Source organism: Pseudomonas sp. IT-347P, from assembly GCF_949768005.1.
In the GTDB taxonomy this organism is placed as follows: domain Bacteria; phylum Pseudomonadota; class Gammaproteobacteria; order Pseudomonadales; family Pseudomonadaceae; genus Aquipseudomonas.
Window position 1 is genome coordinate 428,679 of record NZ_CATKPQ010000044.1, and the last position, 24,218, is coordinate 452,896.

24 protein-coding genes are annotated in these 24,218 nt (G+C 60.7%); 11 read left to right on the forward strand and 13 right to left on the reverse strand.

Translation table 11 applies throughout. The annotated features are described in order from the left end of the window. Positions 1-117 precede the first annotated feature (117 nt). The 3 genes from ACM6IV_RS18285 to ACM6IV_RS18295 all read right to left on the reverse strand — a co-directional run bounded on the left by ACM6IV_RS18285 (position 118) and on the right by ACM6IV_RS18295 (position 5,594). Entirely contained in the window at positions 118-1,806 is a 1,689-nt protein-coding gene (locus ACM6IV_RS18285; protein ID WP_414871059.1) for an ATP-dependent DNA ligase, read from the reverse strand. Further along, positions 1,803-2,837 (reverse strand): ligase-associated DNA damage response exonuclease, encoded by a 1,035-nt coding sequence (locus ACM6IV_RS18290; RefSeq protein ID WP_414871060.1) that lies wholly within the window; start codon positions 2,835-2,837, stop codon positions 1,803-1,805. Before ACM6IV_RS18290 ends, ACM6IV_RS18285 begins: the two co-directional genes overlap by 4 nt. A 306-nt stretch (positions 2,838-3,143) precedes the next feature. Then, entirely contained in the window at positions 3,144-5,594 is a 2,451-nt protein-coding gene (locus ACM6IV_RS18295; protein ID WP_414871061.1) for a penicillin acylase family protein, read from the reverse strand. Between the two features lie 212 nt (positions 5,595-5,806). On the opposite strand from ACM6IV_RS18295, the gene ACM6IV_RS18300 reads away from it, so the two are divergent. Then, positions 5,807-6,364 (forward strand): cysteine hydrolase family protein, encoded by a 558-nt coding sequence (locus ACM6IV_RS18300; RefSeq protein ID WP_414871260.1) that lies wholly within the window; start codon positions 5,807-5,809, stop codon positions 6,362-6,364. A gap of 269 nt (positions 6,365-6,633) precedes the next feature. On the opposite strand, the gene ACM6IV_RS18305 is transcribed toward ACM6IV_RS18300, so the two are convergent. From ACM6IV_RS18305 to ACM6IV_RS18320, 4 genes are read right to left on the reverse strand one after another with little or no spacing between them, the layout of a single operon-like run. Continuing rightward, positions 6,634-6,837, reverse strand: coding sequence for an SEC-C metal-binding domain-containing protein (locus ACM6IV_RS18305; RefSeq protein WP_034154967.1), 204 nt, complete (start codon positions 6,835-6,837; stop codon positions 6,634-6,636). Further along, on the reverse strand, positions 6,834-7,328 hold the full coding sequence (locus tag ACM6IV_RS18310; RefSeq protein ID WP_414871062.1) for an LEA type 2 family protein: 495 nt from the start codon (positions 7,326-7,328) through the stop codon (positions 6,834-6,836). The genes ACM6IV_RS18305 and ACM6IV_RS18310 overlap by 4 nt, the downstream gene beginning before the upstream one ends. A gap of 42 nt (positions 7,329-7,370) precedes the next feature. Beyond that, a complete protein-coding gene (locus ACM6IV_RS18315) occupies positions 7,371-7,847 on the reverse strand; it encodes a YchJ family protein (protein ID WP_414871063.1) in 477 nt (158 codons plus the stop codon). A gap of 4 nt (positions 7,848-7,851) precedes the next feature. After that, complete coding sequence (locus ACM6IV_RS18320; protein ID WP_414871064.1) at positions 7,852-8,349, reverse strand: DUF6231 family protein; 498 nt, start codon at positions 8,347-8,349, stop codon at positions 7,852-7,854. A gap of 200 nt (positions 8,350-8,549) precedes the next feature. Between ACM6IV_RS18320 and ACM6IV_RS18325 the strand changes: the two genes are divergently transcribed. From ACM6IV_RS18325 to ACM6IV_RS18340, 4 genes are all read left to right on the forward strand, one after another. Then, positions 8,550-9,245 (forward strand): OmpA family protein, encoded by a 696-nt coding sequence (locus ACM6IV_RS18325; protein WP_414871065.1) that lies wholly within the window; start codon positions 8,550-8,552, stop codon positions 9,243-9,245. Positions 9,246-9,337: 92 nt separating this feature from the next. Beyond that, a complete protein-coding gene (locus tag ACM6IV_RS18330; protein ID WP_414871066.1) occupies positions 9,338-10,060 on the forward strand; it encodes an OmpA family protein in 723 nt (240 codons plus the stop codon). A 163-nt stretch (positions 10,061-10,223) separates the two neighbouring features. After that, positions 10,224-10,505, forward strand: a complete 282-nt coding sequence (locus tag ACM6IV_RS18335) for a DUF1145 domain-containing protein (RefSeq protein ID WP_414871067.1) — start codon at positions 10,224-10,226, stop codon at positions 10,503-10,505. Then, complete coding sequence (locus ACM6IV_RS18340; protein ID WP_414871068.1) at positions 10,498-11,256, forward strand: collagen-like protein; 759 nt, start codon at positions 10,498-10,500, stop codon at positions 11,254-11,256. The genes ACM6IV_RS18335 and ACM6IV_RS18340 overlap by 8 nt, the downstream gene beginning before the upstream one ends. A gap of 339 nt (positions 11,257-11,595) precedes the next feature. On the opposite strand, the gene ACM6IV_RS18345 is transcribed toward ACM6IV_RS18340, so the two are convergent. Continuing rightward, a complete protein-coding gene (locus ACM6IV_RS18345; protein ID WP_038358134.1) occupies positions 11,596-12,060 on the reverse strand; it encodes a DUF2269 family protein in 465 nt (154 codons plus the stop codon). A 100-nt stretch (positions 12,061-12,160) separates the two neighbouring features. On the opposite strand from ACM6IV_RS18345, the gene dinG reads away from it, so the two are divergent. The 5 genes from dinG (at position 12,161) to pdxH (ending at position 20,153) form a co-directional block, all read left to right on the forward strand. Next, complete coding sequence (gene dinG, locus ACM6IV_RS18350) at positions 12,161-14,305, forward strand: ATP-dependent DNA helicase DinG (RefSeq protein WP_414871069.1); 2,145 nt, start codon at positions 12,161-12,163, stop codon at positions 14,303-14,305. 93 nt (positions 14,306-14,398) lie between these two features. Beyond that, positions 14,399-16,879 carry a beta-agarase gene (locus tag ACM6IV_RS18355; RefSeq protein ID WP_414871070.1) on the forward strand — a complete coding sequence of 827 codons (2,481 nt, stop codon included), beginning with the start codon at positions 14,399-14,401 and terminating at the stop codon, positions 16,877-16,879. Between the two features lie 236 nt (positions 16,880-17,115). Further along, complete coding sequence (locus ACM6IV_RS18360; protein ID WP_414871071.1) at positions 17,116-18,261, forward strand: serine hydrolase domain-containing protein; 1,146 nt, start codon at positions 17,116-17,118, stop codon at positions 18,259-18,261. 113 nt (positions 18,262-18,374) lie between these two features. Then, positions 18,375-19,481, forward strand: coding sequence for an OmpA family protein (locus ACM6IV_RS18365; RefSeq protein ID WP_414871072.1), 1,107 nt, complete (start codon positions 18,375-18,377; stop codon positions 19,479-19,481). Between the two features lie 24 nt (positions 19,482-19,505). Continuing rightward, positions 19,506-20,153: a pyridoxamine 5'-phosphate oxidase gene (gene pdxH / locus ACM6IV_RS18370; RefSeq protein ID WP_414871073.1), complete on the forward strand. Its 648-nt coding sequence runs from the start codon at positions 19,506-19,508 to the stop codon at positions 20,151-20,153. A 5-nt stretch (positions 20,154-20,158) separates the two neighbouring features. Here the strand turns inward: pdxH and ACM6IV_RS18375 are convergent, their stop codons facing one another. Then, positions 20,159-20,395 carry a hypothetical protein gene (locus ACM6IV_RS18375; RefSeq protein ID WP_095119201.1) on the reverse strand — a complete coding sequence of 79 codons (237 nt, stop codon included), beginning with the start codon at positions 20,393-20,395 and terminating at the stop codon, positions 20,159-20,161. 168 nt (positions 20,396-20,563) lie between these two features. Here ACM6IV_RS18375 and ACM6IV_RS18380 point away from each other — a divergent pair, with 168 nt between their 5' ends. Further along, on the forward strand, positions 20,564-21,028 hold the full coding sequence (locus ACM6IV_RS18380; RefSeq protein WP_007969461.1) for a glycine zipper 2TM domain-containing protein: 465 nt from the start codon (positions 20,564-20,566) through the stop codon (positions 21,026-21,028). A 74-nt stretch (positions 21,029-21,102) separates the two neighbouring features. On the opposite strand, the gene ACM6IV_RS18385 is transcribed toward ACM6IV_RS18380, so the two are convergent. The 4 genes from ACM6IV_RS18385 to nhaA all read right to left on the reverse strand — a co-directional run bounded on the left by ACM6IV_RS18385 (position 21,103) and on the right by nhaA (position 24,214). Further along, entirely contained in the window at positions 21,103-21,354 is a 252-nt protein-coding gene (locus ACM6IV_RS18385) for a pyocin S6 family toxin immunity protein (protein ID WP_414871074.1), read from the reverse strand. A gap of 27 nt (positions 21,355-21,381) precedes the next feature. After that, a complete protein-coding gene (locus ACM6IV_RS18390) occupies positions 21,382-21,627 on the reverse strand; it encodes a colicin E3-like toxin immunity protein (RefSeq protein ID WP_034154981.1) in 246 nt (81 codons plus the stop codon). A gap of 7 nt (positions 21,628-21,634) precedes the next feature. After that, the gene (locus tag ACM6IV_RS18395) at positions 21,635-22,858 is read right to left on the reverse strand and encodes a colicin E3/pyocin S6 family cytotoxin (RefSeq protein WP_414871075.1); all 1,224 of its coding nucleotides are present in this window, start codon (positions 22,856-22,858) and stop codon (positions 21,635-21,637) included. A gap of 171 nt (positions 22,859-23,029) precedes the next feature. Then, complete coding sequence (gene nhaA, locus ACM6IV_RS18400; protein WP_414871076.1) at positions 23,030-24,214, reverse strand: Na+/H+ antiporter NhaA; 1,185 nt, start codon at positions 24,212-24,214, stop codon at positions 23,030-23,032. Between the last annotated feature and the right edge of the window lie 4 nt (positions 24,215-24,218).

The following is a 24,218-nucleotide window of genomic DNA, read 5'->3' on the forward strand; positions in this document are numbered from 1 at the left end:
GGGAGGGGCGAGGGCGATTGAATGCCCGGAAATGGGCATCGCGAAAAGCGTGCACTGTTTTGTGGCTGTTCGCGCCCACGCGCGGCGTGGGAACGATCAATGTCGCGGAAATCGGGGTCAGGCCAGAAGATCCTGCAATGTGGCAAGGCTATCGGCCTCATCCACGGTCTTGTCCTGCCGCCAGCGCAACATCCGTGGAAAACGCACCGCGATCCCGCTCTTGTGTCGGCGGGAGAGGGCGATACCTTCGAAGCCGAGTTCGAACACCAGGCTCGGTTTCACGCTGCTCACCGGGCCGAACTTTTCCACGGTGGTCTTGCGCACGATGCTGTCGACCTGGCGCATCTCCTCGTCCGTCAGCCCCGAATAAGCCTTGGCGAACGGCACCAGCGAACGCTGGCTGGATTCGGGCGGACCGTCCCATACGGCAAAGGTGTAATCGCTGTACAGACTGGCCCGGCGACCGTGACCGCGTTGCGCGTAAATCAGCACCGCATCGACACTGAACGGGTCGACTTTCCACTTCCACCACACGCCCATGTCTTTGGTGCGGCCGACGCCGTATAGCGAGTCCCGCGCCTTGAGCATCATGCCCTCGACACCCAGGCGCCGTGAGGCTTCGCGCTGGCGGGCGAGGTCGAACCAGTCGCTGCCGGTCAGCACCGGCGAGGGTAAAAGTACCGGGCTGTTACAGCGGGCGATGACGTCTTCCAGTTGCGTGCGGCGTCTGGCTTGCGGCTGGTTGCGCCAGTCTTCGCCCTGCCATTCGAGCAAGTCGTAGGCGAGCACCACCACTGGCACGTCTTCGAGGATTTTCTTGTCGAGGGTTTTGCGGCCGATGCGTTGTTGCAGCAGGGCGAAGGGCTGCACCGCCGGAGGTTCGGTCGATTGCGGATCAAACGCGTCTTCGGTGCGCGGATGCGTGCTTTTCCACACGACGATTTCGCCGTCGATCACCGTGCCATCAGGCAAACCGTGCACCAGCACCTCCAGTTCGGGAAAACGCTCGGTCACCAGCTCTTCGCCCCGCGACCAGATCCACAGCCGGCCTTCGCGCTTGACCACTTGGGCGCGGATGCCATCCCATTTCCATTCAATCTGCCAATCACTGGCCGGGCCGATCAGCGCTTCAAATTCTTCCACCGGTTGCGACAAGGCATGGGCGAGGAAGAACGGGTAGGGCTGACCGCCGCGCTGTGCATGTTCATCGGCGGACTCGGGGGCGATCAGTTTCAGGTAACTGGCGGCGCTCGGCCGGTTGGACAGATCGGTGTAGCCGACCAGACGCTGTGCCACGCGTTTGCTGTCCAGCCCGGCCATAGAGGCCAGTGCCCGGGTAACCAATAATTTCGACACGCCGACACGGAAACTGCCGGTGATCAGTTTGATGCACAGCATCAGGCTCGATCGATCCAGCTGCGCCCACAGGACGGGCAGTTGTCGGTTCAGGTATTCCGGGGATTCACCGCGCAACGGCAGCAGTTTGTCTTCGATCCACTCGGCGAGACCAGCGTCAGATCTGTGCGGGTTTTCCGCGAGTACCAGCGAAATGGTTTCCGCGAGGTCGCCGACCGCTTGATAACTTTCCTCGAACAACCACGGTTCCAGGCCAGAGATCTCGACGGCGAGTTCGCGCAGGATTCTCACCGGCACCAGTTGCCGGGGCCGGCCACCGGACAGAAAGTACACCGCCCATGCCGCGTCATGCGGTTCGGCCTTGGCGAAGTAAGCCTGCATCGCCGCCAGTTTGGCGTTGCTCGACGTAGTGGCGTCGAGTTCAGCGTACAACTCGGCGAATGCTTTCATGCTGGCGTCTCGGCGATGGTCGGTTCGGTGGCGAGGTTTTCTTCTTCGTCATCGCCGTATTCGGTGTTGAAACCCTGGGCATCCAGACCCTGCTCGCGCAGATGCCGCACCAGCACGCCGATCGAGCCGTGAGTGACCATGACGCGTTCGGCGCCGGTCTGCTCGATGGCCCACAACAGGCCGGGCCAATCGGCGTGATCGGAGAGCACGAAACCGCGATCGACGCCACGCCGCCGTCGGGTGCCACGCAACCGCATCCAGCCGCTGGCAAATGCGTCGCTGAACTCGCCAAAACGGCGCATCCAGCTGCTGCCTCCGGCCGACGGCGGGGCGATGACCAGAGCCTGGCGCATGATCGGGTCGCTTTTTTTCACGTCTCCGGCGTAGATCGTTGGCGGCAAATACACGCCGGCTTCGCGGTAGACCCGGTTCAGCGGCTCGACCGCACCGTGGCTGAGGATCGGACCGAGGGTTTCATCGATACCGTGGAGAATCCGCTGGGCCTTGCCGAACGAGTAACAGAACAGCACGCTGGCCTTGCCGGCCGCGATGTTCGCCGCCCACCACTGATTGATCTCGCTGAACACCTGGGCCTGGGGCTGCCAGCGATAGATCGGCAGGCCGAAGGTCGATTCGGTGATGAAGGTGTGGCAACGCACCGGTTCGAACGGGGCGCAGGTGCCGTCCGGTTCAATCTTGTAGTCGCCGGACGCGACCCAGACTTCGCCGCCGTATTCCAGACGCACCTGCGCCGAACCGAGCACATGGCCGGCCGGGTGAAAACTCAGGGTGACACCGTGGTGCGTCAGGCGCTGGCCGTAGGCGAGGGTTTGCAGGTTGATGTCCTGACCCAGACGCGCGCGCAGAATCCCTTCGCTGGCGCTGCTGGCCAGGTAATGCTGGTTGCCGGTGCGGGCATGATCGCCATGGGCGTGGGTAATCACCGAGCGCTCGACGGGGCGCCACGGATCAATGTAGAAATCTCCCGCAGGGCAGTACAAACCCTCGGGGCGGGCGATAACAAGGTCCATGTCGTTACCAGAAATGGGGGGCTTGTTAGCTATGAGGCTGGCGCGAGTCTGGAAGTTCTATCGACTTTGAGGGGCGACCCTCACCCCAGCCCTCTCCCGGAGGGAGAGGGGGCCGACCGAGGGGGCAGGGAGAGTTACGCCGACCTGAAATACCGAGTCGATTATGGATTGGGTGACAACACAAACCGAGCTAACTCCGGATTCGGCACAGCACTTTCAGGTCGATGTAAACCTGCAGCACCCCCCCCTCACCCTAACCCTCTCCCTCTGGGAGAGGGTTAGGGTGAGGGGCTTTTGATGTTCAGCTTATTTGCCGGGAGTCAGTGTCAGGCGGGTCTTGCCATACACCCGATCAAAGTTCTGCGGCTGCATCGGCAAACCGATGTATTGCCCCTTCAGCCACGCATCGATGCCATTGAGGTAATTCGGACTCAGCGGATTACCCGATTGCCCGGTACCGTTCTGGCCCATCAGCGGTTCGGCCTGGCCAAAGTCGACGATGAAACGCATCGACGGCGCACGCGTTGTGATGAAATCCTCACCCCAGGCGAACGCCGACGTGTTCAACGTAGTGTGATCGCCACCGGCCGCCAGAGGCCCGCGAACGGTCTGTCCATTGCTGTTCTTCCAGGCATAGCTGTGCAGTTTGCCCCACTGCCAGGCGCGATGATCGCCGCCCAATTGGCTGTCGCCCGCGCTGATCGCTGCGGCGAGGCTGCGCGCGAGAATCTGCGCTTTGTCTTCTTTTTGTGGCGTGCGCAGATCGTCCCAGAACGGACTGTCCTCGCGTCCCAACAAATGGTCAGCCTGCGCGGCGTAGGACAAATCACCATTGGCGATAAACGCTTTCCACGCCGGGCCGGATTGCGGGCCGAGTTCGTCGAGGAAGATCTGTTTCATGCTTTCTTGCAGGAACAGTTCGTAAATCGCCGCGTCCGCCGAGGTCGGGCTGAGCTTGCCGTCGAACGCCAGCAACCGTGTGAACGCCTCGCGGGCCTTGCTGCGATCCGTTTCGGGCAGGGCATCGATCGCCTGTTTCAGCGGTTGTTTCATGCCCGGCGCTTCGAAGACTTTTTTCAGCTTGGCGGCGAAGGTGGTGGTCTGGTCGTACTGCATGGCGATCACGCTGCGGCTGTCGTGCCTGGCGCTGGCGGCCAGCTCCGCCAAGCGCTCGCCACGTTCCGGCGCCGCCCAGGAGTTCGACAGTTGCATGCCGTAACCGTGAGGAATCACCCGCTGGTTGGCGGTGCCAAGCCAGCCTTGCGCCGGGTCCTGATCGTACGGGTGCAGCATCGGGTCGGCGTAACCGTCCCAGTCGTAACGACCTTCCCAGCCCGGCGACGGCAACAAGCCTTCGCCTTCGCGGCGATTCGGGAAACGGCCGGTTACCTGCCAGCCGATGTTGCTCGCGTCGGCGAACACCAGATTCAGGGCGATGGCGCGGATCTCGCGGCTGGCGTCCGAGGCGCGCTCGACGGTTTGTGCGCGGGTCAGATCGAAAAATGCATCCAGCGATTTGTCATCGATAAAGCTCGGGGTCTGCAAGGCCAGGCCGAAACCGCTGCCTTGCGCGGCCGCTTGAGCGCTGTTGAGCAAGGCGCCGTGACGGGTTTCATACACCGCTTCACGAATCGGCCGCTGGCCTTTGACGAAGTAAGTTTCGTTGCGCACGCCCAGCGGCTGCCATTTGCCGTTGACCTCATAGGTCAGGCTGCTGCCCTGACGGCGGATTTTTTCCAGGAACAGATCCTGGTTGTCGCCGAGCACGCTGGTCATGCTCCACGCGACTTTGCCGTTGAAACCACCAAGGACCAGCGGTAGGCCGGCCACGGTGACGCCGGCGGCCTGATATTTCGGTGCGCGGATTTGCACGAAGCTCCACAGCGACGGCGCGGCCAGCGGGCCATGGGCATCGCTGGCCAGCAGGCTCTTGCCGCTGCGGCTGCGTTGCGGGGCGATCGCCCAGTTGTTCGAAGACGTGGTGCCCAGCAGGTTCAGCGCCGACAGTTGCTGGCTGGCGTTGCTCAGTTCACTCAGACCCGGGATCTGCCCGTTGAGCTTGAGCCCTTGCAGTTTGTCGGCCTCGGCCAGCGGCAGGTTCTCATCAGGTGCGGACGGTGTCAGCCAGGCGAGCTTGTCGCTGGTCACGGTTTGCGCGAGCACGAGCGAGGAAATCTCTTCCGGCAGGTTGGCCGACTGGCTGAAGTTCAGCAGGGCGAAAATCAGCGCTGAATCTTCCGGTTTCCAGTATTCCGGCTTGTAACCGCTGGAGGCGAGGTCACCCGGGAGCTTGTCGGCGTAGCGGAACAGGTAGGCGTTGACGCCCCGCGCATAGACTTCGAAGAAACGCTTGAGGCGTGGCGACGAGGCTTTATAGAGCTCGCCAGCACTTTTCTTCAGGTTCACCGCGCGCATGTAGCGGTCGGCGTCGAGCATCGAGGCGCCGGACATCTCCGCCAGACGGCCCTGCGCCAACAGGCGCAAGGTCACCATCTGATTGATGCGATCACTGGCGTGGACGTAGCCGAGGCTGAACAGCGCGTCGTGGAAGGTGTTGCTCTCGATCAGCGGCATGCCCATGGCATTGCGGCGTACCGACACGTTCTGCGCCAGGCCCTTGAGCGGTTGCACGCCGGAGGTCGGCGGGAGGGTGTCCTGAGCGTTCCAGGTCTGGCAACCGGACAGGCCCAAAACACCGGCCACTGCTGCGGCAACGCCGAACCGGGGAAGAAAATGTGTGAGGGCTGGCGAGGCCATGGCAAAGCTCCTGCGGGGGTGTAGAGGCTGGGGGCGCAATAAAGCCGCTACGTTAGTGAGCAGGAGGTGGCCGCGCAAGCGGGCGAGAGAGTTATTTCTTGAGTTCACGACGCCCGGGGTCAGGTCTTCGCGAATGCATTGGATCGCTTGCTCAACAGGAATCGGCGATGCTCAACTGCGAAACTCAACGACCCACTGTGAGAAAAATCGCCATGGAACTTCAGGCCAATGCCGCACTGATCATCATCGACCAGCAAAAAGGCATCCTGCAGCCGCGTTTGGGGCGAAGGAATAATCCTTTGGCTGAGGACCGGATTCTGGATCTGCTGGGGTTTTGGCGGCGTAGCGGGCGGCCGGTGATTCATGTGCAGCATCTGTCGCGTGAGCCGGACTCGGTGTTCTGGCCTGAGCAGGACGGGGTGGAATTTCAGCCAAGGTTTTTGCCGCAGGCCGGTGAATGGCTGATTCAGAAACAGGTGCCGGACGCGTTTTGTGCCACTGGATTGGAGGCGCGGTTGCGAGAGACGGGGATCGGGCAGTTGATCATTGTCGGTGTGGCGACCAATAACTCGGTTGAGTCAACGGCGCGCTCGGCGGGCAATCTGGGGTTTGATACATGGGTGGCAGAGGATGCGTGCTTCACCTTCGACAAGGCCGACTATTTCGGCACGTTGCGCACGGCTGAAGAGGTGCACGGGATGTCGCTGGGGAATTTGCACGGGGAGTACGCGACGGTGGTCAGCTCTGCCCGGATTTTAGGAACTGGCTGAAAACTTTGCCGTCTGTGCCGGCCCCTTCGCTGGCAGGCCAGCTCCCACAGGTGATTGCTTTCCAACTGAAGGAAACCGGTCAACTGTAGGAGTGAGCCTGCTCGCGATAGCGGTCCGTCAGACGTCAACGATGTTGCGTGTGGCTGCCTCATCGCGAGCAGGCTCACTCCTACAGGGATTGCATTCCAACCGGGGAACTCAATTGATTGTGGGAGCGAGCCTGCTCGCGAAAACGGTCTGTCAGGCGAAACGAATGTTCGCCCCGGACATCAAGCCCCGTGGCACTTCTTGAATTTCTTGCCATTGCCGCATGGGCAAGGGTCGTTGCGGCCGACGTCTTTCAGGGCGTTGCGCACCGGTTCCTGGTGGGCGTGGCCGCAGTTCGGGCCGTGCACGTGGCCGTGGTCATGCTCGTGATGATGGTCATGATCGTGATTGCAGTCAGGGCCATGGACATGAGGTTGCTGAGTCATCGGTGTTGCTCCGGAATTAAATCGGCGGGGATTATCACGCCATTGCGCTCAAGGTGCACGTAGTGGGCGATGAATAAACCGGTTTCCATTTCACCCTGCAAGCGATAGGGAATTTGCTGATTCGGATTTTTCAACATTTTCACCACGTCTTTTACCCGTGGCCACAGGTTGGTGCGGATCGGCACTTTGAAATACGCACTGCGTTTCGGCCCGACGGTGAACCAGTGTTCATGCTCACCTTCGGCAAGCAGCATGTCAGCCAAGTGAATACGGTATTCAAGGCCGCGCACGGTCAGGTCGCTGTCGTTGGGGTTGTCGACGCGAAAATGCAGGATGAACTTCTGTTCGAGCAGTTTGGCCCGCACCACTTCGACTTTCACCAGATGCACGGTGGGATCGACGCTGTCATCGCTGAACCACGAGGCGCAACCGCCAAGGTTCAGGATCAGCATCAGGGTGAAAACCTGGAATGTGCGCCATTGACTGAGCATCGAGTAAAGCTCCTTTTGCCCCCAGTCTAGTCGCCGACGAATCTAAGCGCCGAAATACCCCGCACAGCACTTCTTGAACTTCTGCCCGCTGGCGCACGGGCAACTGTCATTGCGCCCCAGTTTCAACTGCACTGTCGGGTCGATGAAGTACCAGCGCCCGGCGTTTTGCACGAACGAGGAACGCTCGCGGTGGCTGTGCTCACCCTGATCGTCATGCCAGCGCGCGGTGAAGGTGACGAAGGCGTGCTCCGGCTGGCCGCCGAAGACTTCCGAACTCTCCACCTCAAGACCGAGCCAGGTGCTCTGCGCACTCCAGTCGCTGATCGATTGGCGATTGAGGCCCGCTTGCTGGGCGGGCAGGGTGGTCGCCACCAGATAATCGATCAACCCCAGCACATACGCGCTGTAGCGCGAGCGCATCAAGGCTTCGGCGCACGGCGCCGGGTGGCCGTCGTGATAGTGACCGCAGCAGGCCTCCAGCAGATTGCCGCTGCCGCATGGGCAAATGGCTGTACTCATTGCATTACCACCAGTATTTCCCGAAGTTTTCCGGATTGGCCCAGAACCGTGAGTTGAGCCAGTCGGGGACTTGTTTGTAGTCAAGCAGATCATAGGTGAACAGGGTCAGCACTTGATCGTCGCGTTGAAAGCGTTCACTGGCTTGCAGCGCCAATGAATAGAAGTCGGTTTCCTGCCAGCCGCTGGCCGACAGGTCTGCCAGCACGGCGATGCGGCTGGCGTTGAGATTGCGAATCCCGCCCAACAGGTTCAGGCCATCGCGCTTGGGCAAATGTTCCAGGCAATCGACCACCAGCGCGAGATCGAAACGCTGTGCCGCCAGTTCCGCCGGCAAGGCTCCCGGTGCGGCGTGGGCTACGCAAGTGTCTGGATGGGCTTCTTTAAAAGCGCTCAGGGCCGGAAACTCACTGGCGCCGATCAGCAGCAGACGCGCCGGGGCGTAGCGATCCAGCAAAGCGGCCAACGCCTGTTGCGGCGTACGGGAAGAAATGGCGACGTTCATCAAAGCTCCTCATTCAGACCGCCAAGACTAGCCTGCCTGACGATGACGGCAAAGCGCGCTGTTGCGCCCGTTTGTGGCAAATGTGCCGAAGTCCTGTGAACAGGCTCGCAAACAGCGGTGGCCTATTGCTGGCGGAGATTAAAACTCCGGTCTTTACTCCCTGAATCGGTTCTAAGCCGATCCCTCAGGAGAAAAACCAGATGAGCATAGTTCGGACAGCATTACCTTTGATTCTGCTAACCAGTGTGTTGACTGGTTGCGCAGGTTTACAGAAAACCGACTGGCCGACCTGTGCGGCGGTTGGTGGTGTTGTCGGTGCCGGTCTCGGCGCGACCGAGAGTTCGGCGTGGGCCGGCTACGGTGCGTTGCTGGTCGGTGGTACGGCAGCGGCCTATTGCTGGGTACACGGTGATGGCGACGAAGACGGCGATGGTGTGCCGGACAGTCGCGACAAGTGCCCGGGAACGCCTAAAGGCGTGCAGGTCGACGCTGACGGTTGCCCTCCACCCGCCCCGGCGCCAGTGGTTGAAGAAGCTGTCGTGGTCAAGGAAGAAACCATTGTCATCCGCGATGTTCACTTCCAGTTCGACAAGGCCACGCTGACCGGCCCTGACAAGCAAGTACTCGACAAGGTCGCCACCCGCCTGAAACAGGAATCCTCGACGGCGCAACTGACCGTGACCGGTCATACCGACAGCGTGGGCAGCGATGCCTACAACCAGAAACTGTCGGATCGTCGTGCTCACTCGGTGGTTGAGTACCTGATCCAGCAGGGTGTGCCACGCGCCAGCTTCGTTTCGGTGTCCGGCCTGGGTGAAAGCCAGCCAGTGGCCGACAACAAAACCGCTGACGGTCGCGCGCAAAACCGTCGTACCGAAATCAAAATCCAGCGTTAAGCCCCCTCTCGCATCCGCGGCTTGTGCAGTCGCGGATGCGGGTCTTTACTCCTGTGTAACCGGTATGGGCCGGTGACACAGGAGCTTTCACAATGACTGTTTTCTCAAGGTCCGTCTTGCCGGTGCTGCTGCTAGGCAGCTTGCTCACCGGTTGCGCCACCCACAGCGATGGCACTGCACCCCTCAATCAACGTACGTGGCCGATCTGCAGCCTGATCGGCGGGCTGGTCGGTGGCGGCCTCGGCGCCCTCGAAAGTGGCGGCTGGGCCGGTGGCGGCGCGGCGCTGGGGATTCTTACCGGCGGACTGATCTGTTATGCCCAGGACGGCGATGAAGACAGCGACGGTGTCTTCGACCGACGCGACCGTTGCCCGGACACCCCGGAAAATACTCCGGTCGATCATCGTGGCTGCCCGCTGCCGCAATACCCGGTCACGGAGAAAGTGCCGGAGCCCGCGCCGCAAGCGGAAGTCATCACCCTCAGTGATGCCGGCAGCGTGCTGTTCGATTTCGACAAGTCCGACCTCACCCCGGCGGCGAAAGCCCAGCTCGATACGCTGATGGACAAACTGCGCAATGCCGACGTGGTGAGCATCAAAGTCATCGGTCACACCGACAGCAAAGGGTCGGATGCGTACAACCAGGCCTTGTCGGAACGGCGTGCGAGCAGTGTCGCCGCGTATCTGCTGAGCCAGGGCCTGGCGCCGGACAAACTCACCAGTGAAGGGCGCGGTGAAAGCGAACCGGTTGCCGATAACGCCACCGATGAAGGTCGCGCGCAGAACCGGCGTGTCGAGCTGCACATCAATCGATAGGAAGCGTCTGTAGGGCGCAGGCTAGAGCTGCCGGGCGACGATCAGCGTCGTTTCGGCAGCCATTTGGCAGGCGATCGAAGTTTTTTCATTTTCCCCTCTGGCTTATCCCCCGCAGAAGCCGTTACTGTGCGCCCAAAGAATAATTCGCAACACGGGGGAGCGTATGAAAGTGTTCTGGTGGCTGGGGCGGTTGTTGACCCTGCTGTTCTGCTGCGTGGTACTGGCCAATCAACTGGTGCCGTTCGTACATCCGTTGCACCTGCTGGTCAATCTGGCCGGCGTTCTGCTGTTGCTGATCCATCTGCTCGAAGTGCTGCTGTGCAATCGCAGCCTGAAAGGTCGCCTGCACCCTTGGCGCGACCGTGGCCGTATCCTGCTGTTTGGCGTCTTCCACCTGCAAACCATCCCGGCCCCGGCCGCTCCGGAGGCTTCTTCCCATGCGTAAACTCTGCTTGCTCGCGGCATTCATCAGCCCGTTGGCCTGTGCCCAGGTGGTCAGCGTCGAAACCAATTCGCTGATGCGTTTGCCCAACACCACCAGCACCTTGCAGCTCGAACGTCTGGACGTGGCGGATTACGGCACCTTGCTGATTCCCGCCAATGTGACCGAACTGACCGTGGGCGAATTGCATCTTGGCCATGAAGCGCGCATTGCGATCGTTCCGGCTGAACAGGCGCTGGAGTTGAAAGTGGCCCGCGCCGAATTGAGCGAAGGCAGCCAGATCACCGCGCGCGGGGCGCCGGGGACTTATGAAAAAGCTGCCCGTGCGGGGCGCAATCTGAATTTGCAATTCAAGGCGTTGAACGCGCCGCAACTGTTGGTCGATGCCCGTGGCGGCACTGGTGCGCCGGGTTTTGTCGGCCTCGATGGCGGTAACGGCGAAGACCCTGGCTGCACCTATGGCGCGGCCGGACACGGTTTTGATGGCAGTAACGGTAGCGATGGCCAGCCAGGTGCACCGGGTGCGCTGGTGCGCCTTGAAGTGCCGCGCGAGTTTCCTGCCGAGCTGATCAAGGTCAATGTCGCGGGCGGCAACGGTGGCCCGGCGGGCGTTGGCGGCAAAGCAGGGAAGGGTGGTAAATCCAAGGGTTGCCTGGTGTATCGCGCTGATGGCGGCAAGAACGGCAAGGCCGGGGCGGATGGCCAGCCTGGACCTGTGGGGGCGGCAGGTGCCGTGACTGTGCAGCGCCTCTGAACGTTTTACCCTCACCCCAGCCCTCTCCCGGAGGGAGAGGGGGCCGACCGAGGTGACTTACGCTACCCATCGACCTGAAAAACCGAGTCGATTATGGATTCGAAGCCAATCCGCTCAAGTTGGTATAACTCTCCAATATCCCCCATTCAGTCCCCTCTCCCTCTGGGAGAGGGCTAGGGTGAGGGGCTTTCCGAGGTGACTCAGGCTATCCATCGACCTGAAAAACCGAGTCGATTATGGATTCAAAGAAAATCTCTCAGGTCGGCGTAACTCTCCAATATCCCTCATTCAGTCCCCCTCTCCCTCCGGGAGAGGGTTAGGGTGAGGGGCTTTTGATTTTCAGATCATCGGCCTTGCCGCCGCAATCGCCACCAGCACCAGCCCGACAATCAGATTAAGCCCCACCACCCGGCGAATCCGCCCCAGCACTGCCGCACCCGCCGGCCAGTCCTTCGCTTCCACCGCTTTACGCAGCTCAGGCAGCATCAACCCCTGAATGCGGATAAATAACGCCGTCATCACCACATACAAGCCCATCATCACCTGCACATACTTCGGCGCGGTCTCAAACCCGACCTGCTGCAGGTGCAACATGCCCACGCCGCTGATCGGCAACAGAATCACCGCGACCCACACCCAACGAAAAAAACCTTGAAACACTTCCACCCACAAGGTCAGTCGGGCAGGACCGTCGAGGGCCTTCACAGCCGCCGGGCGCAGGATCATCCAGGCGAAAAACATGCCGCCGACCCAGACCAGGGCGGACAGAACATGCAGGGGGTAGACGAGGCTAAAAAGTGTCATTGGGTTACTCCGTTCTGCGCAGGATCGATTCGCGGGGTATGATAGCCGCCGATCCAAACCACTGAAAATTTATCCAGCGTTTTTTTGCGCCCGACACTCAATGATCAGCACTGAACTCAAAACCACGATCCAGGGCGCCTATTCGCGTTTTTTAGAGGCCAAGAGCCTCAAGCCGCGTTACGGCCAGCGCCTGATGATCGCTGAAATCGCCAAAGTCCTCGGGGATATCGACACCGACGACGAAGGCCGGCGCAGTGGCGACCCCGCGATTGTCGCGGTGGAAGCCGGCACCGGTACGGGCAAGACTGTGGCTTACAGTCTGGCCGCGATCCCGACCGCCAAGCTGGCCGGCAAGCGCCTGGTGATTGCCACCGCGACCGTGGCCCTGCAAGAGCAGATCGTCTACAAGGATTTGCCTGACCTGATGCGCAACAGCGGGCTGAACTTCAGTTTCGCCCTGGCCAAGGGCCGTGGCCGCTACATGTGCCTGTCCAAGCTCGACATGCTGTTGCAGGAAGGCCACGCGCAAACCGCCACCGCCCAGCTGTTCGAAGAAGAAGGCTTCAAGATCGAAGTCGATGAGGCCAGTCAGAAGCTGTTCACCAGCATGATCGAAAAACTTGCCGGCAATAAATGGGATGGCGACCGCGACAGCTGGCCGAATGCGCTGGAAGACGCCGACTGGGCGCGCCTGACCACCGATCACAGCCAGTGCACCAACCGCCATTGCCCTAACTTCGGCCAGTGCGCCTTCTACAAGGCCCGCGAAGGTATGGGCAAGGTTGACGTGATCGTCACCAACCACGACATGGTCCTGGCTGACCTGGCGCTGGGCGGCGGCGCGGTGCTGCCGGATCCGCGCGACACGATTTATGTGTTCGACGAAGGCCACCACCTGCCGGACAAGGCTATCGGCCACTTCGCCCATTACACCCGCCTGCGCTCCACGGCCGACTGGCTGGAAACCACCGCGAAGAACCTGACCAAACTGCTGGCCCAGCATCCGCTGCCGGGCGACCTCGGCAAGCTCATCGAACAAGTGCCGGAGCTGGCGCGGGAGATCAAGACCCAGCAGCAGTTCATGTTCAGCGCCTGCGAGCAGGTCGCCGATTTCAAACCCGGCGAAGACGTCGAGGGTCGTGAGCGTCCGCGCCATCGTTTCGTCGCCGGGGTGATTCCCGAGCACATGCGCGAAATGGGCATTGAGCTGAAAAAAGGCTTTGCCCGTCTCAACGATCTGTTCACGCGCCTGACCGACCTGCTCAAGGAAGGCATGGACGGTGAGGTCAACATCGGCATCGCCAGCAATCAAGCCGAAGAGTGGTACCCGCTGTTTGGCAGCCTGTTGTCCCGCGCCTCCGGCAACTGGGAGCTGTGGACCGCGTTCACCGCCGAAGACCCGGAAGACAGCCCGCCGATGGCCCGTTGGCTGACGCTGGCCGAAAGTGGCTCGCTGTTCGACATCGAGGTCAACGCAAGCCCGATCCTTGCGGCGGAAACCCTGCGCCGTAGCCTGTGGAACGTGGCCTACGGCTGCCTGGTGACGTCGGCCACCCTGACGGCGCTGGGCACCTTCGATCGTTTCCGCATGCGCGCCGGTCTGCCGAAAAAAGCCGTCACCGCTGTGGTGCCAAGCCCGTTCCATCATGCCGATGCCGGTGTGTTGCGGGTGCCCGATCTGAAGGCCGACCCGCGTGACGCTGCTGCCCATACGGCGGCGATCATCCGTGAATTGCCGGATCTGGTCGAAGGCTCGCGCGGCACGCTGGTGCTGTTTTCTTCGCGCAAACAGATGCAGGACGTGTTCGACGGTCTCGACCGCGACTGGCGCAAGCAAGTGTTCATTCAAGGCAACCTGTCGAAACAGGAAACCCTGAACAAGCACAAGGCGCGGGTCGATGGCGGTGATTCCAGCGTGCTGTTCGGTCTGGCCAGTTTTGCCGAGGGTGTCGACTTGCCGGGTGCTTACTGCGAGCACGTGGTCATCGCCAAGATTCCGTTCTCGGTGCCGGATGATCCGGTCGAAGCGGCATTGTCGGAATGGATCGAGGCCCGTGGCGGCAATCCATTCATGGAAATCTCCGTGCCCGATGCTTCGCTGAAGCTGGTTCAGGCTTGCGGGCGTCTGCTGCGGACTGAAGAAGACCGCGGCACCATCACCTTGCTCGATCGGCGCCTGGTCACCCAGCGCTATGGCAAGGCGATCCTCAATGCGTTGCCTCCTTTCCGTCGTGAAATATCCTGAGACAACGGTGGGCAGTTTTGCTCGCCGTGTTGTCTATCTCTCTGCCATCGCTTTTCCATTGGCCTTTTGGTCGTTAGGGAGAACTCCGTTCTTATGATCCGCCGTTCGTTGCCCGCCGTATTTGCCTTGATCTTCGCTGCCCCATTGCTGGCAGCGCCCGCCGGTCAGCAGACGCTGTTCAACTTTGTCCGTCCTGCCGACGTGGTGAAAATCGCCACAGAAAATGCTGATCTGCCGCAAGCCAATGCCGAGCAAACACCTGAGGGCGAAGTGCTGCGCCGGGTGACCTTCAACCCGGTGGCCCGTCCGACCTTGCGTCTGACGCCACAGACCGGCGCCTGGGACTGGTCACAGTCGGGCATGATGACCTTGCGTTTGCAGAGCGCAATGGACTGGGCGGTGACGGTCTACGTACAGATCCAGAGCAACGACGGCCGCACCCTGGTCAGCCGCGTCGACCTGCCGGCCGGCCCCGCGCAAACCCTGTTGGTACCGCTGGTGGCGTCGACACCGCTGAGTCTTGGCATGAAAGCCGGGCCGCCGATGCCGATGACCGTCGATGGTCAGCGCATCCTGCTCGCCAGCAGTAGCGGCGAGATCGATCGCAGCCAAGTGGTCTCGGTGAGCCTGTCGATGGATCAGCCGAAAGTCGCCCAGAGCCTGCTGCTCGAACGCTTCGGCGTGCAGGATGGCGAGTCGGTCACCCAGTCCGTTTACGGCAATCTGGTCGATGCCTACGGGCAGTCGACCCGCAGCAAGTGGCCGGAAAAGATCAGCAACGACGAACAACTGAAGTCCGCCGCCGCCAAGGAACAGCAACAGCTGAAAACCTGGCTGGCCGAGCGTGAAAAATCCTCGCTGGACAAGTTCGGTGGCTGGAACAAAGGTCCGGCCTTCAAGGCCAGCGGGTTCTTCCGCACCGAGAAGCGCGATGGCCGCTGGTATCTGGTCACGCCTGAAGGACACCCGTTTTACTCGCTGGGCGTGAACACCGTCAGCCCGCAGGTCAACCAGACCTACGTGGCCGGTCGCGAGTACATGTTTGAATCCTTGCCGAAACCTGATGAACCCTTGGCCAGACACTTTGGCGATGGCGACAACCGTGGCGGCAACGGTGTCGATCAGGGCCGGGGGTATGGCAACGGGCGCTGGTATGACTTCTACGGCGCCAACCTGCAGCGCGTGTACGGTGAACCGTGCAAAGCCGACAGTCAGAGCAAATCCGGGGTAGCAGAGGCGGCCAAGACTCAAGCCGCTGAAGCGGCAGCGGTGCAAGCCGCCGAGCCTGCTTCTGTACCTGCCGAGCCGAAGTCCGGCGTCGCTGAGGCGGCCAGGGCCGAAACCGTTCAAACGACGACGGAGCCGGCTGCCGAGCCGTGCAAGGCCACTATCGATGAGCAGCAGTGGGCCAGCCACACGCTTGATCGCCTGCAAGCGTGGGGCTTCAACACGGTCGGTAACTGGAGCGCCGATTCGCTAAGTGATGCCGAACGCGTGCCGTACACCTTGCCGTTGTCGATCGTCGGCGACTACACCAGCATCAGCACCGGCAGCGACTGGTGGGGCGGCATGCCGGATCCGTTCGATCCGCGTTTCGCCATGGCCACCGAGCGCGCCGTGGCCATCGCTGCCCGCGATCACCGCGATGATCCGTGGCTGATCGGCTATTACGCCGACAATGAACTGGCGTGGGCCGGTCCCGGTGATGATCCGAAATCCCGCTACGCGCTGGCCTACGGCACGTTGAAAATGACCACCGACGTGCCGGCCAAACGTGCATTCCTCAAGCAGTTGCGCGACAAGTACCGCAATCAGGCAGGGCTGTCGAAGGCGTGGGGCATTGATCTGCCGGCGTGGGAATTGATGGAGGACCCGGGTTTCGTGCCGCCATTGCCGAGCCCGGAACATCCGGAAATCGAGGCGGACTTCAAATACTTCCAGAAGGTCTTCGCCGACACGTACTTCAAAACCATTTCCGACTCGCTGAAGTGGCACGCGCCGAACCAGTTGCTGCTCGGCGGCCGTTTCGCCATCAGTACGCCGGAAGCCGTGGCGTCCTGCGCGCAGTATTGCGATGTGCTGAGCTTCAACATGTACACGTTGAAACCGCAGGACGGCTATGACTTTGCCGCCCTGGGGGCTTTGGACAAACCGGTGCTGATCACTGAATTCAACTTCGGCTCAGCGGATCGTGGCCCGTTCTGGGGCGGCGTGACGCAACTGGCGAGGGAAGAAGATCGCGGCCCGGCGTACGCCAACTTCCTCAAGCAAGCCTTGAGTGAGCCATCGATTGTCGGCGTGCACTGGTTCCAGTATCTGGATCAACCGGTGACCGGGCGCTTGCTCGATGGCGAGAATGGGCATTTTGGTCTGGTCGGGGTGACGGATCTGCCGTATCAGGGCTTTGTCGAATCGGTGCGCAAGAGCAATTTGCAGGCCATTGATCAGCTTGGCAAAGAGGCTGAGAAAGCGGCCGTAGCGGCGGGGCATGAGGCTGAGGGCGGCAGGAAAGGCGAGGCCGGTAAAGGGCCGGGGGCAGGGCATGCCGGTGGTCATTCCGGCAATGGTCACTGAGTCCTGAGCCACCGCGTCATCGTTCTTCGTCGGAACGCCGCCTGGAGCAGGCTCGCTCCCACAGGAGATCTTCCGTGATACACAGATCCAGTGTGGGAGCGAGCTTGCTCGCGAAGGCGTCAGCCGCCTCAACGAAAAGTCCGAAATAACCGTCCGGCCCGCAGCTGTTCCCAAATCCCTCAAGGGCTGGAACAATGCGGGCCACTTTGTAGAGCGTTTTCGCGGGGGAGTTGCGGGTGCAGATTCAGGGACATTACGAGCTTCAATTCGAAGCGGTGCGCGAAGCCTTTGCCGCACTGTTCGACGATCCCCAGGAACGCGGCGCAGCCCTGTGCATCAAGGTCGGTGGAGAAACCGTCCTCGACCTCTGGTCCGGCACGGCCGACAAGGATGGTGCTGAAGCCTGGCACAGCGATACCATCGCCAATCTGTTCTCCTGCACCAAAACCTTCACCGCTGTCACCGCGCTGCAACTGGTCGCCGAAGGCAAGTTGCAACTGGATGTTCCGGTTGCGCGCTACTGGCCGGAATTCGCCGCCGCCGGCAAAGAGTCCATCACCCTGCGCCAATTGCTCTGCCATCAGGCCGGCTTGCCGGCGCTGCGTGAGTTGCTGGCGCCGGAAGCCCTCTACGACTGGCAAACCATGGTCGACGCCCTCGCGGCTGAAACACCATGGTGGACGCCGGGCACCGGTCACGGCTATGCCGCGATCACTTATGGCTGGCTGATCGGCGAATTGCTGCGCCGCGTTGACGGTCGCGGGCCGGGCGAGTCGATCGTCGCCCGTGTCGCCAAACCGCTGGGCCTGGATTTCCATGTGGGACTGGCTGACGAAGAGTTCCACCGTGTGGCGCATATCGCGCGCGGCAAGGGCAACGCCGGTGATGCCGCCGCGCAACGTCTTTTGCAAGTCACCATGCGCGAACCGACTGCGATGACCACCCGGGCTTTCACCAATCCGCCGTCGGTGCTCACCAGCACCAACAAACCGGAATGGCGGCGCATGCAGCAACCGGCGGCCAACGGCCACGGCAACGCACGCAGTCTGGCCGGTTTTTATGCCGGTCTGCTCGATGGCAGCCTGCTCGAAAGCGACATGCTCGAAGAGCTGACCCGCGAACACAGCCTTGGCGATGACAAGACCTTGCTGACCCGCACCCGTTTCGGTCTGGGCTGCATGCTTGATCAACCCGACGTGCCCAACGCCACCTACGGCCTCGGCCCACGGGCGTTTGGCCATCCTGGCGCGGGCGGCTCCATCGGTTTTGCTGACCCTGAGCATGATGTCGCGTTCGGTTTTGTGACAAATACCCTTGGGCCGTACGTCTTGATGGATCCGCGCGCGCAGAAGCTCGCGCGGGTGCTTGCCACTTGTCTGTAAAGTTTCACTCGGGGTGCCAGGGCCGGAACCTCGAACGGTTTTTCGATTCAAAGCGACTGTTTATCCGGGCGAAAGTGCTCTGATTTTTCATTACTTCATTTTGTGGATTTTCAATGTCATCTAAAAAGACCTTCGCCCTGGCCCTGTGTGTAGCAATCACTGGTTGTGCACAGACTCCGAAAAACGATGCGGACGGCGGTAGCTGGTGGCCGTTCGGCTCTTCCGACAAAGTCGCGGCCAAGGAGCCGGCTCCGGCCCCCGCCCCGCTGAAACCTGCCGCCACTGCACCCGTGGCCAAAACCGAAAGCAGCAACCCGTGGTACTGGCCGTTCGGTTCCGATGAGGAAGCGGCCAAGGCCGACATGAAGGCTGAAGTTGCCCCCGAAGCGAAAAAACCGCTAGCCGTTGCCAAAGCTGACGCCGACGCGGGTGGCAAATGGTGGTGGCCGTTCGGTGGCAAGGATCAACCCACCAGCAAAGCCGTGCCGATGCCGGACCCGAAAGTGACCCAGGCCTGGCTCGACGATTACGAGCCGCGTCTGCGTGAAGCGGTCAAGGACAGCAACCTGCAACTCGAGCGTCGTGACAACGTGCTGGTTGTCACCGCGCCGGTCGAAGGCTCGTTCAACCCGGATCGTCCAGCCATGTTGCTGCCGGTCACGCTCGGCCCGTTCACCCGCGTGGCGAAAATCCTCGAATCCGACCCGAAAACCGCCGTGCTGGTGCTTGGTCACAGTGACACCAGCGGTGCCGCTCCGGCCAACATCAAGCTCAGCCAGGAACGTGCGCAGTCGGTTGCCGCAATCTTCCGTCTCAGCGGCCTGCAGCGTGATCGCCTGATGCTGCGCGGTATGGGGTCGGAAGCGCCGCGTGCCGCCAACGACAGCGTTGAAGGTCGTGCCCTGAATCGTCGCGTCGAATTGCTGGTGACCCCGCAGAACACCATGGTTGCCTTACTGAGCAAGTACAACATGCCAGCGCCGAAGCCAGTGACCATGGTCGCCGCGCAAGACGTCAAACCAGCCGCCAAACCGGTAACTCCGGCCCCGGCGGCGAAAAAAGCCGCTGTTCCGGCAACCAAAAAGGCTCCGGCTAAGAAAGCTGCCGCCAAGGCACCGGCCAAAAAGGCCCCGGCCAAGACTCCAGCGAAAAAGACTGCGCCCGCCAAAGCCGCCGCGACCGACAAGAAAGTCGCCGCGACCGATGCCACCAAGAAGTGATCCGCTAACGAAAAGGAATGCGCCATGACCCAGGCTCTGGCAGATATGCGTCGTGATTACACCCGGGATGGTCTGACCGAGGCGCAAGCGCCGGCCGAGCCGTTTGCGTTGTTCCACCAGTGGTTCGCCGACGCGGTGAAAACCGAACAGGCGCCGGTGGAAGCCAACGCCATGACGCTGGCCACGGTTGACCAGGATGGGCGACCGCATTGCCGCATTCTGTTGCTCAAGGGCCTGGACGAGCAGGGCTTCACCTTTTTCACCAACTACGACAGCGCCAAGGGCCAGCATCTGGCGGCCAACCCGTTCGCCGCCATGACCTTCTTCTGGCCCACCCTGGAGCGCCAGGTGCGCATCGAAGGGCGGGTGGTGAAGGTCACGCCTGAAGAGTCCGATGCGTATTATCAGGTGCGTCCACTGGGCAGCCGTCTTGGTGCCTGGGCCTCACCGCAGAGCCGGGTGATCAATGGGCGCGGTGAACTGGAAGATTTGCTCAAGGCCACCGAGCAGCGTTTCTCCGACACTCAACCCGACTGCCCGGAACATTGGGGTGGCTATCGCTTGCTGCCTGAGCGCATCGAATTCTGGCAGGGCCGTCCGAGCCGTCTGCACGATCGCCTCAACTACCGTGTGCAGGGCGTCGACTGGATTCTTGAACGTCTGGCACCTTAAGCAGTCTACCGAGCGGGATAGCCTGCCGCAGCGGCCTCCAGCCACTTCGGCAGATCCCGGCGCTTGATCTTCTGCGCCTGAGCGTTCGCCAACTGTTCAAGCATGAAAGCGCGTTTGCCTTCATCCTTGCCCGCCAGCGACAACGCCAGGTCGCGATCCATCCAGCGCTTGATCCGCACGTACAACCACCAGTGGAAGTACAGACCGGCGGCCGTGGTGACGACGATGATGAAGTAATCCATGAAAATCCTTGGTGTCGGTGGCGCAGAATCGGTCATTTGGCGCTACTGTTGGGAAACCTTGCAGGCGTCTGTACCGCGCCTGAATGAAAGCCAATTTATCCGGGCGGTGTCGTGACAGGCGTCAAGCCACGGAGTTTAATGAACATATGTTCCTTTGGAGTTGATACTATGCGTAAGTCTGTTCTGCTGGTTGCTTCCTTTTCCACGATGGCGATGTTGCTTACCGGCTGCCAATCGAGCCTGACCGGTGACTCCTACTCCCGTGACGAAGCGCGTCGCGTGCAGACGATTCGCATGGGCACCATCGAATCCCTGCGCCCGGTGAAAATCGAGGGCACCAAAACCCCGATCGGCGGCGCAGCAGGCGCAGTGGTCGGCGGCGTTGGCGGTAGCGCCATCGGCGGCGGCAAGGGCAGCATCGTTGCCGCGGTGATCGGTGCGGTGGCGGGCGGTCTGATTGGTTCGGCGACTGAAGAAGGTCTGACCCGCACCCAAGGCGTGGAAATCACCGTACGTGAAGACGACGGCAGCATGCGTGCCTATGTGCAGCAGGTTCAGGAGAATGAAGTGTTCCGCGTTGGCGAACGCGTGCGCATCTCCACCGTTGGCGGGACCAGCCGCGTTTCGCACTAAGCGGAATGTAGGGTAAAGAAAACCCCGATCAGGTGACTGGTCGGGGTTTTTGTTTTTTGCTTCCAATTCGGTAGTCAGTAATCAGCACAGGTGCCCATGAAGAACTCCAAACCCTTGGGGAGGCTAACTTTGAGAAGAGTTTCCAGCGCAGTGACTTGATCTGTAGTCAATAACAGCTCTCCGGGTTCCAATTCATTTAGGGGCCTAGACTCAATGAGCTGTGCGACTTTTTCGTTCATCTCGCCATCTTTCATATACAACTCGAATTGCAAAGAGTCGTCTTGAGCGTCATCAGGGTAAAAGCCGGTTATCGAAAGGTAGCGCATTAAGTTTCAACAGCCTGTTTGTCGGTATTAACTGTAGTCAAACGAAATTTGATAGTCGTTGGCACTCAGAATAATCTGATGTTGAAAGTACGGCTGAATGGTCGCAACCCACTTCTCGACGACGTTGAAGCTGCCATTATTGATGTTGCCCTCCACCGGAATGCCTAAGGCATTCAGTACTGATTCATCATCCCCCAGATCTTTTGACGACTCCTCGCCCTGCAATTGCAGGGTTGCTGTGTCGTACCACTCCAGTCTCAGTTCTAGTCCCATCTTTTCCTCACAGATATCTTTTTTTGATGCTTCTTTCTTTTATAGGCCCTTCACGTTGTTCACCGGTGTAGGGATCGAATGCTCCTAGATGAGCTCCATCGCTTCGGTACATTTCTAATTCTCCGTGCCTTGAATCCCATTCGTAAATTCTCTTTCCTTTGGCATCTGTCCAGCGCTTACGAAGTCCACCTCCGCCCTGAACTGGATTCTTGTCTTTAACTTTTTTTAAGTCTGGAAATGCGGTGATTTGCTCTGTAGACGGCGGTTTATGGTAGCTATGGCCAGCAGGTGCCAAGCCTTTGCGTGCTGTGTTTAGTACAACGTATAACGGTTTTACCCCCGTCCCCACCGGAAAAACCAGAATAAAATCCCGGTACTCCGGCGGATAAACCGGATTGACCAGAATTCCATCCGCCGCTTTCGTCGGCGGATAAACCCAGATATGCGGCGCCTGCGGTGCCGCCTCCAGCGCGGGGATACCGAGGATGTCCGAGCCATCCACAGCAGGCGTCCAGATCAGTTCTACGCCTTCACCCACGTCAGCAATGAACTGACTGTCACGCAACTTGAACTGCACGACATCAACCATTTCCCAATCGCGATTTTTGCCGGTGTAAAAGCCGTAGCCCTTCAGGCTGCCGTCGGCCTGCTGTTCGACCCTCAACCGAACACGCGTTCGCGCCTGTTCAAGTCCACGCAGTTGTTCGTCGGCATAGAGCGCGCTGTCACCAAGGTTCGATGGCATGAACAGCACAACCAAACCAACTAAAGGCGCAACAGCCGCACTGGATACAGCAGCGGGCAGTGCTTCAAACACTGATCCCGCCAGAGCCAGACTGCCAAATCCAGCTGGAATAGCAGTTGCACCGATTTTCTTGAGAGGAACTGCGCCGCTTTCATCAGCCTCTCGCGCACCCAACAGAATCAGGTCGCCGTAATCCTTGAGACTGTCAGTCGGCACCATTCCCGAAGGACTGGAGTAATCGATAATCGCGTCCGGCAATTTGCAGGATTTGGCAAATACACAGCCAGCCCGAACGGGATTGGCTTTTTTGACCGCCACCTCACGGCTGCGCTCGAAAGCTTCCTGCCGCGCCAGCATGGCGTCATAAACGTTTTGTCTGGCGTCGCGTTCGGCCAGTTCAGTGGCCGTCATGTAGCGGTAGGTGACGTGATGTCCGTCGCCTTGCGGTGGGTTTTGAACCCGGGGAATGTCCTTGTTGCCAGCCACTGATCGTCCTTTCGCTCATCCATCGACAGCCCTTCGCAAAGGGCTGCGCAACGTTAACGAAGCAGGAAAATGGTGGCTGTAGGACGCGTCGCTAAAGACGTGGGATTGATCGCTGTGTAGCGGGAAAGCAGGAAATTTGTGGCGAGAGAGATTGCTCCCTCGCCACAAAGATTACATCGGTTGGGAATTCTTGCGACTCGCCGCCGCCGTCACCGCATAACCAATCAGCGCCGCCAGAATCGACCCGGTCAAAATCCCCATCCGGTCCATCCCGGCGTAATCACTCACGCCCGGTTCAAACGCAAGCGAACCAACGAACAGGCTCATGGTGAAGCCGATGCCGCACAGGATCGCAACGCCCAGCACCTGACCCCAGTTGGCGCCTTGGGGCAGGGCGGCGATGCCGGTTTTGACCGCGAGCCAGGTCAGACCGAACACGCCGACGGTCTTGCCCAACAGCAGGCCTACCGCGATGCCCATCGGCACATGATGGGTGAAGCTTTCCACGGTGACGCCGCTGAGCGACAGGCCGGCGTTGGCGAAGGCGAACAGCGGCAGGATGCCGTAGGCCACCCACGGGTGCAGCGCATGTTCGAGGGTCAGCAACGGCGACGGCTCGGCGTTTTTCGTGCGCAATGGAATGCAGAAGGCCAACGTCACGCCGGCCAGCGTCGCGTGAACACCGCTCTTGAGGACGCAGACCCAGAGGATCAGTCCGATGATCATGTACGGCCCAAGCTTGACCACCCCGAGCCGGTTCATCGCCACCAGCGCCGCGATGCACGCCGCCGCCAGCCCCAGCGACAGCGTCGAGAGTTCGCCAGAGTAGAAGATGGCGATGATCACGATCGCGCCGAGGTCATCGATGATTGCCAGTGTCATCAGGAACAGCTTCAGCGACACCGGCACGCGCTTGCCGAGCAGGGCCAGCACGCCGAGGGCGAAGGCGATGTCGGTCGCGGTCGGGATCGCCCAGCCATCGAGAGCTGCCGGGTTGTCGCGATTGAGGAACCAGTAGATCAGCGCCGGCACCAGCATGCCGCCGATTGCGGCTGCACCGGGCAGGACGATCTGCGACGGTTTCGACAGCTGACCGTCGAGGACTTCGCGCTTCACTTCCAGGCCGATGAGCAGGAAGAACATCGCCATCAGGCCGTCGTTGATCCACAGCAGCAGGGGTTTAGCGATTTTCAACGCACCGATCTGCGCCACCACCGGAGTGTCGAGCAGGCCCGTGTACAGCCACGACAGCGGCGAGTTGTTGATAATCAAAGCCAGCACGGCCGCGGCGATCAATAACAGACCGCTGGCAGCTTCCAACTGAAAGAAACGCGTGAAAGTGCTACGCAGAGGCAAGGTC